Below are 15355 nucleotides of genomic sequence, written 5' to 3'. Positions count from 1 at the left end.
ACGAACTGCAGCCATTGATTGCTTCCACTTCATGATACCATTAAACAACGGCGCTGCAAAGTCATTTCTCCATTTTCTATCCTTTGTCTTCCGAAGCAGATTATGCATCGCTTCATCCGCGGCCAACGGCGTTTCTCACTTCCATTATACGCTTATTTCGGAAAAAAATACGGGGCACCCGGTAGCTGATCGTGCACGGCACTTCATAATTGATCGTATCCAAATGGCGGGCGACATCATCGATGGAAATGACTTTGTCCCCTTGGCGACCGATTAATGTCACCTTCGTTCCGACAGGCAACGGCTCCGGCAGGCGGATCATGCATTGATCCATGCAGATGCGGCCGACAATCGGCGCCCGCTGCCCGCTAACAAGCACATGAAAGTGTTGCAGCCTTCGCAGCCAGCCGTCCGCATAACCGATGGGAATCGTGCCGATCCACTCTTCCGTCTGCGCAGTGTACGTCGCACCGTAGCTCACCTTTTCGCCTGGTCGCAGTTTTTTGACGTGTACAAGGCGGCTATGGAGCGAAAACGCCTCTTTCAATTCGTATGGAAGGAACGGCTTGATGTCCGGCGATGGGGCGAGCCCGTACATTGAAATGCCAAAGCGAACCATGTTGAACGCTCGATCGGAAAAACGAAGGGCCGCCGCGCTGTTGGCGCAATGAACAAGCGGCGGCCGCGACGGCAGCCAGTCAAGCATATGCAAAAAGCGGGCGTATTGATACGAAAAGTACTCCGTATTCACGTCATCAGCGGTCGCAAAATGAGTATACACCCCTTCAAGCACAAAGGGCGGATGGCGATCGATCAAGGCTGCTATTCGCTTTGTCTCCTCTTCGTCTTTCACCCCAAGCCGCCCCATCCCCGTGTCCATCTTTAAATGGAAATGAATCGGGGTCGGACCGTTATACAGCGATGACGCCTTCTCGAGCCAATCAGAGCGAAACACAGTTAAGGCGATGCGGTGTTCGGCGGCCAACGCCACATCCTCGGGACGAGACGCCCCAAGCACTAAAATCGGGGCATCGATGCCTTTCTTCCGTAAGGCAAGCGCCTCGTCCAAAAAGGCGACGGCCAAGCGGGAAGCGCCCGCTTCGAGCGCCGTTGCCGCCACTTGGACATCGCCGTGCCCGTAGGCGTTCGCTTTGACAACGGCCATAATTTGCGTACCCTCCGGCAAAAAGCAACGCAAATTCGCGACGTTGTCGTAAATGGCGTCCAAATCAATTTCCACCCACGTATCGCGGTGAAACTCGTCCATCCTCTCTCGCTGCCTTTCTAGTCATAGCCAATTTGAAAGCGTTTGAATCGATTGGATTCCTTTTTTAGTTTACCATGTTCCCGGGGAAGAAGGAATAGGATAAGCAGCGGAAAAGTGAGAAAAACGGCGGGAAACATTGGAGATCGCAACGATTCGTCCACTGGCCTGCCTTCCCAGCTTCTGCACAAAAACAAAAAGCAGCTTCTCCGCTTCAATGCGGAGAGCCGCCTGTTCGCAAAACCGCACTGTCATTTTGCTGCTCTTTCTTGCACTGAGCCGGCGACCATCACCATTTCTTCCGGCGTCAAATCGTCCGAGGCGAGCGTAAACTCCGCTCCATTGTACCACCATGTCAACGTTCGGTCGGTGAGGGCGCCAATGGTGAATCCTAAATCAACTGGGTCGCCGTTGACAAGCACTGGCATGCTTGTCGCCGGAAGCACATCCGCTTTTTCTTGCACGAGCGTAAACGATTTTTTGCCGCCAAAGGTCATAATGACGCGCGTGCCGTTTTCACCTTTCACTTCTTTTTCCTCAAGCGCTTGAACCCCTTTCGGAAGCTGGCTCGGGTACATAACGGCCATCACTTGCTCTTTTCCTTCCGCCATCGTCGGCACCTCAAGGCGCGCTCCAGTCATGTTCTTCTTTGTATCAAACGCATCATCATCAAACTTTTTGTTAAACTCGACGTTGGAAAACTCGACCGTCAACAGCGCTTTCCGGTCCGTATCCATCACTTTGACCGAGACGGGCGCCAAATCTTTTTTGCGCAACGTAATCTCTTGGGTAGGAACGACTTCGCTGTTCGGGTAGTTCGTTTTTGTCTCGAACACATAGTAGTCTTTCGTCGCTTTAAACTTGGCCTTGGAATCGATCAAAATGTCTTTGACGAGCGATTCGTACAAATACGCTTGGCTGCTGTTTTTCGGCCAATCGCTCACAAACTTGAAGGTTTTGTTGAGCGCCGGCGTGAAGACGAACACCCCTTCGTCATTGCGCAAAATCATTTGGCTTTGCCTTTTGTCGGCATTTTTCAAGCTGACGCGGTAGTAAGACGGCTGCTTGTGCCACACTTCGACATGATACACTTGCGGCTTCTCACCGGTGCGGAACGTCATTTTCGCCTCAGCCTGATAGCCCGTCATCTCATCGATCTTTTCATCAAGCGCCTTCAGCACCTCTTCCTGCGATTTCGACCCGCAGCCAGCCAAAGCAAACAGAAAAATGATGCCGACCAACGCCTTCAGCACGTTTCTGCCCATCGCTTCAACCCCTTTGCCTCATATATCGGTTTCTGCCCATGCACTACAATATATGAGACAACTTTCGGGAATATGCAGACTAGCCATGGCAAGCATCAGCCGGCGTGATCAGTCCAAGACGCTCAATGACGACTTGGGCGACGGCGTAATCGCGGCTATGGGAAATGGACAGATGAACCGTCTCGCCATCGCGGCGGGCAGCAATGCTCGGCTTTCCGTGCTCATCGGAAACGATCTCGATGTCTTGAAACGATAGATGCCGCCCGATCCCCGTTCCGAGCGCTTTGGCGTACGCTTCTTTCGCCGCAAATCGCCCGGCGAGAAACTCTGCCTGTCTTGCAGGCGGCAACTCGCTAAACTGCGCTTTTTCACGCGGCGTCAAAATGCGCTCTGGAAATTTGCGGCTCCGCTCAAGAAGGGAGCGGATCCGTTCCAACTCTACAATGTCAATGCCAATGCCGACGATCACTGCGTCCTCACCTATCCTATCCGCCCTGATAGTCGGACAAATTTTTTATGAGAGACCCGCATAAGATAGCTTATAAAAAACGCCCCATTTCCGCGAAGAAGGGAGACCGACCCGTGTTTCAACATGCAAGCGATGTCCGCTCATTCGTCCGCCTTTATCCCGTCGTTGCTGGCTTATTATTGGTCCATATCGCCGCATGGCTGTTGTTTTCTCTTCCCTTGACAGCGCTTGAACCCATTTGGCAATACACCGTCGGGACGAACGGCGCTATCCGCCATGGGGAGTACTGGCGGCTTGTCAGCCCAATCGTGCTGCATCGCGATTTCCACCATATGGCCGCCAACAGTTTGTCCTTATGGCTGTTTGGCCCCTGGTTAGAGCGCGCACTTGGGAAAAGAAAGTTTTTGTTTCTGTATATCGGAGGCGGTATCGGCGCCAATGTCGCCACTTTATTCCTTCTGCCGCCGCTGTACACCCATGTCGGGGCGTCGGGCGCCATTTTCGCCTTGTTTGGCATGTACAGCTATCTCGCCCTATTCCGCCGAGACTTAGTCACCTCCCGCCACGCCCAGCTGCTGCTTTCGGTCATGGCGGTTCATTTGCTGCTTGGCATCATGACACCAGATGGGAATGGATTGGCCCATCTATTTGGCTTCGCCGTCGGCGGCCTGCTTGCCCCTTTTTTGTCCATCCACCCCGAGCGGCCGTCGTTTTACATGCCTCAGCTATGAAAAAACGGCGCTTAATGCGCCGTAATCCGCCTTTTTTTCGTCCGGCTGCGGGCTGAGCCGTCCGGGCGTCCGCCCCGTTTTTTCTCCCGCTTGACCGCTAAAGGCGGCTCTTCCGTCAACTGCACCGGCGTCGTATCCGGCTCGCGCGTCAACATTTTCAAGCAGGCAGCGACAATCGTTACCGAATCGTGCTCTTCAAGCAATTCTTCCGCCGCCCGTTTGTAAAATGACAGGTTTTCGGTCTCCACGACGTTGAGAAGCTTTTCGACCGCGATGCGCTGCTGGCCTTCGAGCGCCTCATCAAGTGTCGGCGGCTTCATCCGCTCCATTTTCCGCTTCGTCGTCCGCTCAATATGGTGAAGTTGGCCGATCTCCCTTGGAGTGACAAACGTCATCGCCACCCCGGTCTTGCCGGCGCGCCCGGTGCGCCCAATCCGGTGGACATAGCTTTCCGGGTCTTGCGGGATGTCAAAGTTGTACACGTGCGTTACGCCGGAAATATCCAAGCCGCGCGCCGCAACATCCGTCGCTACTAAAATTTCAATGGCACCTTCCTTAAATTTGCGCAGCACCGACAGCCGTTTCGCTTGGCTTAAATCGCCGTGAATGCCTTCCGCTGCATAGCCGCGCAAGTTGAGCGCCTCCGCCAGCTCATCGACGCGCCGCTTCGTGCGGCCGAACACGATCGCGAGCTCCGGAGCCTGAATATCAAGAAGCCGGGTCAAAATGTCGAATTTCTTTTTCTCGTGCACTTCTAAGTAGTACTGTTGAATGTTCGGCACGGTCATTTCCTTCGCCTTCACTTTGACAAGCTCCGGCTCATTCATGAAGCGCTCGGCAATGCGGCGAATCGGATCCGGCATCGTCGCCGAGAACAGCAACGTCTGCCGCTCGGCCGGCACATGGCTTAAAATCGCCTCAATATCTTCGATAAAGCCCATATTGAGCATTTCATCCGCCTCATCGAGAACGACCGTATGCACACGGTCAAGGCGAAGCGTCCCGCGGTTGATATGGTCGATAATGCGCCCCGGCGTGCCGACGACCACATGAGGATGCTTTTTCAAAGCACGGATTTGCCGCTCGATATCTTGACCGCCGTAAATCGGCAAGACGCGCACCCGCTTGACGGCGCCAATTTTATACAGCTCCTCTGATACTTGAATGGCGAGCTCACGCGTCGGTGCCACAACAAGCGCCTGAACGGCGCTGTTTTTCACATCCACTTTTTCTACGATCGGAATGCCGAACGCCGCCGTTTTCCCCGTTCCGGTTTGTGCTTGGCCGATCACGTCTTTATTTTGCAGGCTGAGCGGAATCGTCTTCGCTTGAATCGGAGTCGTCTCTTCAAACCCCATCCGCTCGATCGCTTTCATCACTTCTTGGCTTAATCCTAATTCTTGAAATGTCGTCAATGTTATTCAAACTCCTTATAAAAAATCGTCCCTTTATCCGAGAGAAAGGTTTGACAGTTATCATACCATGTTATGCGGCAATTTGCAATGATGGGCATGGGCAACGCGCAAAAATGTTTCCACCTCAGCAAACAGAACGTGTCGATCGATGCTATGACAAACATGATGGAACGAATTGGGCAAAAGCAACAGCTTTTTTCCGCCGATCCAATCTGCTCATACAAATAATAGGCGCTTTTTAGCGGCACGATCCCATCTTTTTCTCCTTGCACAATGAGCGCAGGCGCCGCGACGCGCGGAAGTCGGGGACGCACATCGCGAACGAGTTTGCGAAACTCCCTGACAGCTGAAAACGGGGTCGCCATCATTTTGTTTCGATAGCGGAGAAACAGCGGGTGCTCCCGCGTTCCTTTCCATCCATTGGCAAACATCTCGCAGATGTCGCGCCATAATTGCCTTGGGTTCACATATTGAACGCTCTCCCACCTACGCTTGCGCTTCGAGGTGGGAGATTCTTGGGAACCCTCGCCCTACGGCAGGCTGTTCACCAAGCCATCCCCGTGCGTCCCACGGTTGGGCTGCCTTACAAAGACAGCAAACGAAGCCCTTCCTGCAAAATATTTCGGGCGGCGTTCTCGTCCCGATCATGTTCGGCTCCGCAGTTCGGGCACACCCACTCGCGGATGCCGAGCGATTTCACCTCAACATGCCGGCGCCCGCAGCACGAGCACCATGGGCTCGATGGAAACGTGCGGCCGACACGAACCAACGTCCGCCCGTACCATTTCGCTTTATACTCGAGCATCCGAAGCAAGCGCCCCCACGCGGAATCCGAAAGGCGTTTGGCCAACTTGCGATTCTTCTGCATGTTCTGCACACGCAAGTCCTCCACGCACACCACTTGGTTTTCGCGGATGAGGCGGGTGGACAGTTTGTGCAGGAAATCGTTCCGGCAGTTGGCGATTTTCTCATGAAGCTTGGCGACTTTCAACCGGGCTTTGCGCCAGTTCGAACCGCCCGGCTTCCGGCGAGCCATCCCCCGCTGCCAGTACGCCAGCTTTTCTTCGTATCGGCGCCAATACTGAGGGTGTTCGACCTTCTCGCCAGTGGAAAGCACCACCATATGTTTCAACCCCAAATCGACGCCCACTTGCTTGTCCGTTGGAGGCAAGGGAGGGATCTCCGTTTCCACGAGAATGGAGACAAAATCCTTCCCTGTTCGGTTTCGGCGAATGGCGGCGGAGAGAATGCGGCCTTCCACCTCACGGCTTTTGAAAAACGCCACCCATCCGAGCTTCGGGAGTTTCAACCGATGGCCGTCCACTTCGATCGATGGGCGCCCTTTCCTTGGGTAGTTGCACTGGACGGTGTACGACTGGTTCGGGTGTTTTTTGCTTTTGAAGCGGGGGGCGTTCGCCGTTCCATGGAAGAATCGGTCAAACGCCTCGGCCAACTGCTGCCATGCATTTTGCAAGGCGGTCGAATCGGGCGCTTTCAGCCACGGGAGCGTTTGCTTCAACGCAGTCAACCGCTTGGAGCACTCGTTATCGCTAAGCCCCACCCCTGTTGTTTCATACGCCTGATTCCATCCGGACAAAAAGTGATTGTACACAAACCGGCAGCACCCGATCGTTTGGCGGATGAGCTCCGCTTGTGTTCGGGTGGGATGCAACCGAAAGCGGTAGGCTTTGTGCATGACCTTCCTTCCCTCCTAAGCCTGGAACGGATGAGTTTTTCCAGATCGATCTTCTGAGCCTATCGCTCCAGATGAACGAGCGCTTGCCGGCCGTCAAACATATTGTAGAGGGTGGCCTGAACGGCATCGCTGGCTCGAGTCTGGCACTGCGGGTGGGCGGGAACGAGATGGTCAATCAATGGGGGGGAAGGCCCAGTTCCTTGACTAGAGCACTTATGATATTCAAATAAGAATTGCGATAGACCTCTTTGATTTGCACATCCATGAGAGAAAAACTCTTTCCCTTTCCTTGTGTGTCAAGGATTCACTCGACGATGGGCGCAAAAAATCCTCCCGATTTTCGTTGAGAGGATGCGAAATGTGAGACCCAATCGGTCCGCTCCCGCAAATAATCGGCCGGCGGCGCCACTTCTTCTGGACTTCCCGTAAACCCGTGAATACATAAACAGCCGATCATCATTTCCACCCCCGCCCGAATGAAAAGCGGCGCCCATGACGCCGCTTTTCGTTTTTGCCGTTCGCTTAATTTTCTCCCCAATACCAGAGCAATTCTTCGAGCTTCATGCCGCGCGATGCTTTCAATAACACGATATCATCCGGTGACGCGACGGAACGCACGGCCTCGGCCAACGCTGCTTTATCGTCGAACTCCCTCACCCGCCCATCATCAAAAAATGGGGCAGCCGCCGCAGCGATATGGTGCGCCAGCGGCCCGTAAGTGAACACGTAGTCCGCCATTCCCGGCCGCAGCATCTCCCCGATCTCGCGATGAAACGCCGCTTCCTCGTCACCAAGTTCAAGCATATCACCCAATACGGCGATTTTTTGCCGGTAGCCATTCAATTCCCCGAGCAGCGTCAAAGCGGCGCGCATCGATGTCGGACTGGCATTGTAGGCGTCATTAATGACGGTAAAGCCATATTTCGTCTTGACGACTTCCGTGCGCATGCGCGTCACTTGCAGACGGGAGAGAGCCGCGTCGATGTCTTCCCAACCGATGCCGAAAAAGCGCGCTACCGCGATGGCGGCAAGCGCGTTGTACACATGGTGTTTCCCCAACACCGGCATAAACAGCGACCGTCCGGGGAGCGCATTGATGACAAACGATGTTCCTCTCGCTTCAATGCGCACATCGGTCGGATAGTAATCGTTCTGTTCACCCGCCCCGAACGTCACGACATGGCGGGGAAGCGGCAGCTTCGGCACGCGCTCTGTCAAGAGCGGCTCATCGCCATGGTAGACGAATAAACCATCGCGGTGCAAACCGGCTAAAATTTCAAGCTTCGCCTTGGCGATGCCTTCCCGCGACCCGAGCTCCTGCAAGTGTGCTTCTCCGATATTCGTGATGACCGCTGCGTCCGGACGGGCGATCATCGTCAGCCGCTCGATTTCGCCAAACCCGCTCATCCCCATTTCGACAACGGCCATCTCCGTCCCTTCGTCAAGCGAAAGAAGCGTCAACGGCACACCGATATGGTTGTTGAAGTTCCCTTCCGTTTTTTGCACGCGGTAGTTGGTCGCCAGCAACGCGGCAATCATATCTTTCGTCGTCGTTTTGCCGTTGCTGCCAGTGACGCCGACCACCTTCAGTCCAAGCTGCTCGCGGTAGCGGGCGGCGAGCCGTTGCAATGCCAAAAGCGTATCATCCACAACGACCACCGGCACACCTTCCGGCGGCGTTCCTTCCCTTTCCGCCCAGAGTACGGCGGCGGCTCCTTTTTGCGCCGCTTCTTGCACGAAATCGTGGCCGTTAAAGGTTGCACCGCGCAACGGAACGTACAAGTTGCCGGCTTGGATCGTCCTTGTGTCGGTTGACACACCGCTTACGACCATATTGTCCCATTCCGGCTTGAAACACTGTCCGTCAGCCATTTCGGCGATTTGCTGCACTGTCCGTTTAATCATCGGCTCTCACCTCTTTTCTTTTTTGAACGTGTACGTGATCGTCTGCTTTTCTTGATGTCGTTCCAATGCGAGCGCGATAAGCCGTTCAATCAGCTCCGGGTACGGCACACCGCTGTGCTGCCAAAGAAGCGGGAACATGCTGTATGGTGTAAAGCCTGGCATCGTGTTCACTTCGTTGATATAAACGGCGCCATCTTCGGCGAGGAAAAAATCGACGCGCGCAAGTCCAGACAAATCCAGCGCCTGAAACGCCGCAATGGCCATTTGTTTGATCGTCTCATACTGTTCTTTCGTTACGTCCGCTGGGATGATCAATTCGGTTTGCCCGTCTTCGTATTTCGCTTCATAGTCGTAAAATTCCTTTTTGGGAACAATTTCGCCAACGACCGAACAAATCGGCTCATCATTTCCGATCACGCCGATTTCAATTTCGCGGCCGACAATCGCCTCTTCAATAATAATTTTTCGGTCATACTGAAATGCCTCGATAAATGCGGCTTTTAAATCGCCGCGCTGCTTGCATTTGGAAATGCCGACGCTCGAACCGGCGTTGGCTGGCTTGACAAAGCACGGGTAGCCAAGCTCTCGTTCGATCCGGTCATACACCGTCTCACCGCTTTTTTGCCAATCGTACTTCGTCACGGCAATATATTTTGCTTGGCGCAACCCGGCCTGCGCAAACAAGTTTTTCATCATCACCTTATCCATGCCGACCGCGGAAGCAAGCACCCCATTGCCGACATACGGAATGTTCAATATCTCAAGCAACCCTTGCACCGTTCCGTCTTCACCGTTCGGCCCATGCAAAAGCGGGAAAATGACATCGATCGTTTCCTCATTTCCTTCCGCAGCCGAATCGACAGCCGGAACTTGGTTCAAGGAAACCGGAATCAAGGCGGTCGCCGCCGAAGTGAATTGCAGCTGCTTGATTTCCTCGATCGGTCCGGTCAGCTGTTCGCCCTTGATCCACTGACCTTCCGGTGTAATATAAATCGGAATGACATCAAATTTATGAGGATCAATGGCGTTCATCACCGCCATCGCCGTCGACAACGATACTTGGTGCTCCGGTGATTTGCCGCCGTATAACACGCCAACTCTCGTTTTCATCATCGTTCCTCCTCTTTCCTTGGCCATCGTTCCTATTGTAACACGTTTCGCACCCAACGGTCTGATATTTTATATGTACGATGCAGGTTGTTTCGCCACCTCCCATAAGCGATAAGGAACAAAAAGCGAGGGCGTCTCCAAAGGCGGTTCTTCTTTCAACAAAGCACAACCTAATCGTTTTCCAGCATTTGTTTTACACGTATATACAGGAATAAGAAAAGGTGTCCCGACCGTTTGGGGACACCTTCTGTCGCTACGGATGCAACACGCGCCAAGCCATGCGCTGCGGCATAGCCGCTACCACTTCGGCGAGCGCTTCTTGCCCCGTTTTTTCCACGTCGGCAAAATAATCAGACACACGGCGGAAAAACCGGTTTTTCTCCACGTCATCCATCAACAAGCGAAACATGTGCTGCTCGCCGCTTTCTGGCCCGACCAAATGATAAATGAGACCATTTTGCTGTAAATATTGCAAATTGATGCGCTCCTGCCCAGGCAAGCAATCGATCGTAAAAATCGGAATGCGCTTATGAAGCAACTCGCTGACCGTCACCCCGCCTGGTTTCGTAATGACGGCATCCGCCTCTTCATACAGCCGATTCATCTCTTCCGGGTCAGCGATGTATGGAAGCGGCCGGATATGAGACAGCTGCCAGCTGGCGATTTCCTCGTACAGCTGGCGATTGGCGCCGCACAGCACCGAATAACGGAACAACGTTGACGTGCGGGCCGCCCGCAAAAACGCCAGCATATTGCCAAGCCCTTGGTTTCCACCGGCGACAAGCACATGAGCAGGCTGCCGCTTGCGTCTCGCTTCCGACCGATTCATAAACACATCGTGCACTGGGATGCCAGTGACGATGATGCGTCCTTTGTCAACCCCGTACTTCGTGATCAGCTCCCATTTCGCCTCTTGATGGGGAACAAAATGATAGTCAATAAACCGTTTCCCCCAGATGTTGTTCATAAAAAAGTCGGTGTAGACATTGACAACTGGAACCGTCAGCACCCGTTTTTGCTTCAGCCGCTGCAAAATGCGCGACGGAAACGAATGGGTGCAGACGATTAAATCCGGCTGTTCTTCTTCCACCATCTTTTTCATTTTGCTTTCAAAATAAGGTAGCCATGGCTCAAACGAAATGAACTCAAACCGGGGCGGCTCTTGGTACATCAGCGTTTTGTACACACGGTGGTACGAAGCAGGATGCGAGCGAATCCAGCGCAAGTAGGCCTCTGACACCATTTTTTCCATCAGTTCATTGCAATAGCTCAAAAAATCGATCTTTTTGCTTTCGACCGCCGGAAACTGGCGGCGCAAAAAATCCATCAACGTATCGGCTACTTTATGGTGTCCCGTATTCATTTGAAACAGCGGCAAAAACAATACTTTCATCATCGATCGCACCCTTTAGCTTTCGAAAGATTTTTTGCGCCTCCGCTGCCCAACCCATGCCGCAAGCAAAAAAAGCAAAAACAACGCCAAACCGGCAAGCGGAAAAGAAATCAAGGGGATATGGATGCGCTGGCCGAGCCAAAGCCCCGCCGCGGTCAACGGAACCGCCCAACCTGCCGTTCCAAGCGCCGAAAGCAACAAAAACGGCCCGAACGGAAACCGGCTCACTCCCGCCATATACGGGCAAATTTGCCGCACCCCGGGAGCATAGCAGCCGAACAAAATGCCCCATTTCCCATAGCGGCCAAACCAGCGGCGAGCCCGCTCCCAACGTTCAGCTGTAATTCCGACGCACTTGCCGTACTTTTGCACAAACGGCGCTCCCCACCACCGACCGGCGCCGTATGCCGTCACCATACCGACCATCGCCCCGCCCCAGCATGAAGCGAGCGACGGTCCAAGCAACAGCTGCTCCTTGGCAACCATCACACCGACCAAAAAGAGCAAGCTTTCCTCCGGCGCCGGAATGCCGACAATGCCGCAAAATAAAAACAAAAACAGCATTACATAGCCATATGATTGAACATACGGCAGCCATACGCTTGTATCCATAGCTCCCCCACTACATCGCCGAGACTTGTGTATTAGTTTGCACATTTCTCAGTTCCGTAATCGTCACCCAACGCATCTTTTTCGCTGTTTCATCCTTAAACAGCAGCTCGAGCGCTGACAACATTTGCTCTGGCGCGCGTTTGTCAGCACCTAACGCATCCCCATTGTCGTGAAGCACAATCACCGCCCCGCCGCGTATGGACGAACGCAAGCGGCGGAACAATTCCATTGTACCAATTTTTTCGTTCCAATCGCCAAGAATATGCGACCATAACACCGTCGTATACCGCTTTTGCACGATCGGCGTCCAAGCGTTAAAATGCCCCCACGGCGGGCGGTAATACACCGGGCGTTGGCCTGTCGCCCGCTCAATCGCCGCGGCGGTGCGGCGCACCTCCCAATCCAACCAAAGCGGCGGCAACAGCCAATTGCTGATGTGGCGGTAATTATGAATCCCGATTTCATGGCCTTCTTCCGCCATCCGCCGCACAATATCCGGATAGCGCTCGACTTTGCGCCCGACAACGAAAAACGTCGCCTTCACGCCATATTTCTTTAATAAATCAAGCAACTTTGGCGTATAATACGGGTCGGGGCCGTCATCAAACGTCAGCGCCAGACAATCGGACGCCGTTCCCTCCCGAAACAAACGCACCCGCTTTTTGCGAATGATGATCGTCGGTACAATCCCATAAATGACAATTCCCACAATGAAACAAACGAACAGCCAAACCCACATGGCATTCACCTCTTGATTGTACTTTACCAATATTTCTTCTCTCTGAAAATAGAAAAATGAACTTTCTATATTCGAGATCATCACGATGTAGATGTTTTATCATATAACAAACAAATGAGAAATCGAAAAGAAAATCATGAAAATTTCATGCAGACCGTCCAGTCTTCTTATTTCTTATACGAAAAGCGCCACCGCTTGGTTTCCTCCCGAAGCTAGGTGGAATCTGCTATAATACATAACGATACACGAGCGATTAAAAAAAGACAGGTGATCCGCATTGCGAAAAAAAATCATCTTAACCGGCGGAGGCACGGCCGGCCATGTCATGGTCAACGTCGCCCTGATTCCAAAATTGAAAGAGCTTGGGTGGGATATCGTATACATCGGATCCCATCAAGGGATTGAACGGGAGATTATCGGCCGCATCGACGGCGTCCCGTACTATTCGGTTTCGACCGGAAAACTGCGTCGCTATTTTGACTGGAAAAACTTTAAAGATCCGTTTCACGTGTTAAAAGGCGTTTGGCAGGCGCACCGCCTGATCCAAAAAGAAAAACCGGACGTCGTCTTCTCAAAAGGCGGATTCGTCTCCGTTCCCGTCATTCTCGGCGCTTGGCTGAGCGGCGTGCCGTCGGTGATCCATGAATCTGACTTAACCCCGGGGCTTGCGAACAAAATCGCCATGCCGTTTGCAACAAAAATCTGCCTCACCTTCCCGGAAACGAGGCAATACGTCAATGCCGATAAAGCCGTCTATGTCGGCGCCGTCGTCCGCGAAGAGTTGAAGGATGGCAACGCCGAACAAGGGAGGAAGATGTGCCAGTTCGACGGAAAAAAACCGGTCTTGCTGGCGATGGGCGGCAGCTTAGGCTCGAAAAAAATCAACGACGCCTTGCGCGCCAACCTCTCGACGCTTTTGGCCGAATTTGACATCATCCACATTTGCGGCAAAGGGAACATCGACCCAAGCCTCGCAGGCCAAAAAGGATACAAACAGTTCGAATACGTCAACGAAGAGCTGCCCCACTTACTCGCCTTGGCCGACATCGTCGTCTCCCGCGCCGGGGCGAACGCCATTTTCGAACTGCTCGCCTTGCGCAAGCCGATGCTGCTCATCCCGCTCTCGAAAGCGGCGAGCCGCGGCGACCAAATCCTAAACGCCCGCTCGTTTGAAAAAGCAGGCTATGCGGAAGTGCTGATGGAAGAGGATTTAACGAACGAATCGCTGCAAGCTGCCATTCGCCGCCTATATGAAAACAAAGACCGCTACCAAAAAAACATGGAGAAAGCCGGCGCGAGCGACCCGCTGCAAACGCTGCTTGCGATCATTCAAGACACCGCCCGCCGGTAAAAACAGGCGATGCCCGATGCGGCCAACCACGGCCGTTTTTCGGCATCGCCTCGTTTTTTCCTCACACCGGCTCAAGCCGATCACAATTCATTTGGAATAAATAATAAGGCCGCACAGAAATAACGATGTCTTCTCGATAACTTGTCTATGCGATAGGGCTACACCTAAAGTGATTTGACTGTATTATAACTTATAGTACAGAATAAGAGCAAGAATCTTTTTTCTTTGCTGACAAAGCAGCGCTTTCACCTCCGCATCTCTCTCGACTCAACATCGATGCCGAGCCTTTGTAACGGCTCTTCATGAACTGGATATACGGAGCTGCATGGAGGAAATCAAATGCGAAAACGAAGCAAAGCCCCCACGCGTAAAAGATCCAAGGAGCGAAAGAACTCCGAATCGTCGGGTGCCTAGAGGGCTGGTGATTTAGTGCGAAAGACTGCTGATCTCCGCTATTTTTTCAATTAGAGAAACCTTGCGGAACCGGCTTTCTTTTCTGATAAAATGCCGCTGATCTGCATGCGACAGCCGTTTTTTCACTGGTCTTCTAGAAGGACGGTGATTTGAATGAAAAAGCAAAAGCAGCTCAAAAACGGCGCGACACCGCCCACCAAGATGCCCCAGCAAGACGAAGCGGGAAATCGCGCTTTGCTTTTAACACGGCCATAATAAACGCGCTAATGGTCGCGGCAATGGCCAAGGCTGCCAAAAGAGCAACGATCGATCCAGCTCTAAGCCACACAAAATAGGCATAAAGTTGCGCGCGCAAAATTCCTTCTTCCGCCATATAGTTGACGCGGATCCGGTTCTGAAGGCCGCGTTCAGATACGAGTTTCTGTGTTTCCTCTAATCCGACAAAACTCAACTCCGACGAGGAAGCAACAGAGATCAAAAAATTGTCGTTGAATAATGCATGGACATGAGGTGCAAACAACAATAACACGTTCTTCGGCTGGGCAAACTCAAGTTGCCCGCCAAAGCGGACAAATGGAAAAGGGGACGATCCGGTCAAACGATACATCTTGACCTCATGCCATATGTTTCTTGCCTGCTGCTGTTTTCTTACATATAATGGATTGAGGATTCCAGAAATTTTTTCGCATCCTTTGGAATCTGCTCCAGCGCAAGAGGAACCAAAGACAGTCCTTTGTTCTTCTTGCGAACGATATCCAGCCATCGCTCATTCACCATAATAACGTAACGGTACGGCGCAATGGTCATACCATCGATGGCGAAATCGTCTTCCGTCCACGCTTTCGATAACACCACGCGATTGGCGGTCTCCGCTTGTCGAACCATGTCCCCGACCGATGGTTGCAACGTCTGAAATAACTGCTCGATTTCCGCTCCCCCGACGCTCCCCGGACGGGACGGGAACACCAACACCACTTGATCAGCCAACGAC

The 15355-nt window shown here is 52.9% G+C and carries 14 protein-coding genes and 3 pseudogenes; 2 read left to right on the top strand and 15 right to left on the bottom strand.

All coding sequences use genetic code 11. The annotated features are described in order from the left end of the window. Nucleotides 1-112: 112 nt before the first annotated feature. The 3 genes from alr to acpS form a co-directional block, all read right to left on the bottom strand. Nucleotides 113-1267, bottom strand: coding sequence for an alanine racemase (gene alr / locus BJQ97_RS01575; RefSeq protein ID WP_160155253.1), 1155 nt, complete (start codon nucleotides 1265-1267; stop codon nucleotides 113-115). A gap of 248 nt (nucleotides 1268-1515) precedes the next feature. Further along, nucleotides 1516-2529 (bottom strand): LolA family protein, encoded by a 1014-nt coding sequence (locus tag BJQ97_RS01570; protein ID WP_160155252.1) that lies wholly within the window; start codon nucleotides 2527-2529, stop codon nucleotides 1516-1518. A 79-nt stretch (nucleotides 2530-2608) separates the two neighbouring features. After that, nucleotides 2609-2998 (bottom strand): holo-ACP synthase, encoded by a 390-nt coding sequence (gene acpS, locus BJQ97_RS01565; protein ID WP_160155251.1) that lies wholly within the window; start codon nucleotides 2996-2998, stop codon nucleotides 2609-2611. 113 nt (nucleotides 2999-3111) lie between these two features. Between acpS and BJQ97_RS01560 the strand changes: the two genes are divergently transcribed. Beyond that, a complete protein-coding gene (locus BJQ97_RS01560) occupies nucleotides 3112-3729 on the top strand; it encodes a rhomboid family intramembrane serine protease (protein WP_160155250.1) in 618 nt (205 codons plus the stop codon). A gap of 11 nt (nucleotides 3730-3740) precedes the next feature. Here the strand turns inward: BJQ97_RS01560 and cshA are convergent, their stop codons facing one another. The 10 genes and pseudogenes from cshA to BJQ97_RS01510 all read right to left on the bottom strand — a co-directional run bounded on the left by cshA (nucleotide 3741) and on the right by BJQ97_RS01510 (nucleotide 12599). After that, on the bottom strand, nucleotides 3741-5144 hold the full coding sequence (gene cshA / locus BJQ97_RS01555) for a degradosome RNA helicase CshA (protein WP_160155249.1): 1404 nt from the start codon (nucleotides 5142-5144) through the stop codon (nucleotides 3741-3743). A gap of 60 nt (nucleotides 5145-5204) precedes the next feature. Continuing rightward, nucleotides 5205-5617: pseudogene (locus tag BJQ97_RS01550) on the bottom strand (alpha/beta hydrolase); the annotation flags it as partial. Between the two features lie 110 nt (nucleotides 5618-5727). Beyond that, a complete protein-coding gene (gene tnpB / locus BJQ97_RS01545) occupies nucleotides 5728-6840 on the bottom strand; it encodes an IS200/IS605 family element RNA-guided endonuclease TnpB (protein WP_160155248.1) in 1113 nt (370 codons plus the stop codon). A gap of 62 nt (nucleotides 6841-6902) precedes the next feature. Continuing rightward, nucleotides 6903-7105, bottom strand: a pseudogene (locus BJQ97_RS01540) (DUF4277 domain-containing protein); the annotation flags it as partial. Between the two features lie 102 nt (nucleotides 7106-7207). Further along, nucleotides 7208-7297, bottom strand: a pseudogene (locus BJQ97_RS01535) (carboxylesterase); the annotation flags it as partial. Nucleotides 7298-7362: 65 nt separating this feature from the next. Next, nucleotides 7363-8745, bottom strand: coding sequence for a UDP-N-acetylmuramoyl-tripeptide--D-alanyl-D-alanine ligase (locus tag BJQ97_RS01530; RefSeq protein ID WP_160155247.1), 1383 nt, complete (start codon nucleotides 8743-8745; stop codon nucleotides 7363-7365). Between the two features lie 6 nt (nucleotides 8746-8751). Beyond that, nucleotides 8752-9855 carry a D-alanine--D-alanine ligase gene (locus BJQ97_RS01525; RefSeq protein ID WP_160155246.1) on the bottom strand — a complete coding sequence of 368 codons (1104 nt, stop codon included), beginning with the start codon at nucleotides 9853-9855 and terminating at the stop codon, nucleotides 8752-8754. A 253-nt stretch (nucleotides 9856-10108) separates the two neighbouring features. Beyond that, a complete protein-coding gene (locus BJQ97_RS01520) occupies nucleotides 10109-11251 on the bottom strand; it encodes an MGDG synthase family glycosyltransferase (RefSeq protein ID WP_160155245.1) in 1143 nt (380 codons plus the stop codon). A gap of 12 nt (nucleotides 11252-11263) precedes the next feature. After that, nucleotides 11264-11860, bottom strand: coding sequence for a DedA family protein (locus BJQ97_RS01515; protein ID WP_160155244.1), 597 nt, complete (start codon nucleotides 11858-11860; stop codon nucleotides 11264-11266). A gap of 10 nt (nucleotides 11861-11870) precedes the next feature. Further along, the gene (locus tag BJQ97_RS01510; RefSeq protein ID WP_160155243.1) at nucleotides 11871-12599 is read right to left on the bottom strand and encodes a polysaccharide deacetylase family protein; all 729 of its coding nucleotides are present in this window, start codon (nucleotides 12597-12599) and stop codon (nucleotides 11871-11873) included. A gap of 277 nt (nucleotides 12600-12876) precedes the next feature. Here BJQ97_RS01510 and BJQ97_RS01505 point away from each other — a divergent pair, with 277 nt between their 5' ends. Next, nucleotides 12877-13950 (top strand): undecaprenyldiphospho-muramoylpentapeptide beta-N-acetylglucosaminyltransferase, encoded by a 1074-nt coding sequence (locus tag BJQ97_RS01505; RefSeq protein WP_160155242.1) that lies wholly within the window; start codon nucleotides 12877-12879, stop codon nucleotides 13948-13950. A 586-nt stretch (nucleotides 13951-14536) separates the two neighbouring features. Here the strand turns inward: BJQ97_RS01505 and BJQ97_RS17545 are convergent. Further along, nucleotides 14537-15127 (bottom strand): hypothetical protein, encoded by a 591-nt coding sequence (locus tag BJQ97_RS17545; RefSeq protein ID WP_236567082.1) that lies wholly within the window; start codon nucleotides 15125-15127, stop codon nucleotides 14537-14539. Further along, nucleotides 15013-15351 (bottom strand): hypothetical protein, encoded by a 339-nt coding sequence (locus tag BJQ97_RS17540; protein WP_236567080.1) that lies wholly within the window; start codon nucleotides 15349-15351, stop codon nucleotides 15013-15015. The genes BJQ97_RS17545 and BJQ97_RS17540 overlap by 115 nt, the downstream gene beginning before the upstream one ends. Nucleotides 15352-15355 lie beyond the last annotated feature (4 nt).

Origin of the sequence: Geobacillus sp. TFV-3, assembly GCF_009901865.1 — a bacterium.
GTDB classification, from domain to species: Bacteria; Bacillota; Bacilli; order Bacillales; family Anoxybacillaceae; genus Geobacillus; species Geobacillus thermoleovorans_A.
This window is presented reverse-complemented; position numbering and strand designations above follow the sequence as displayed.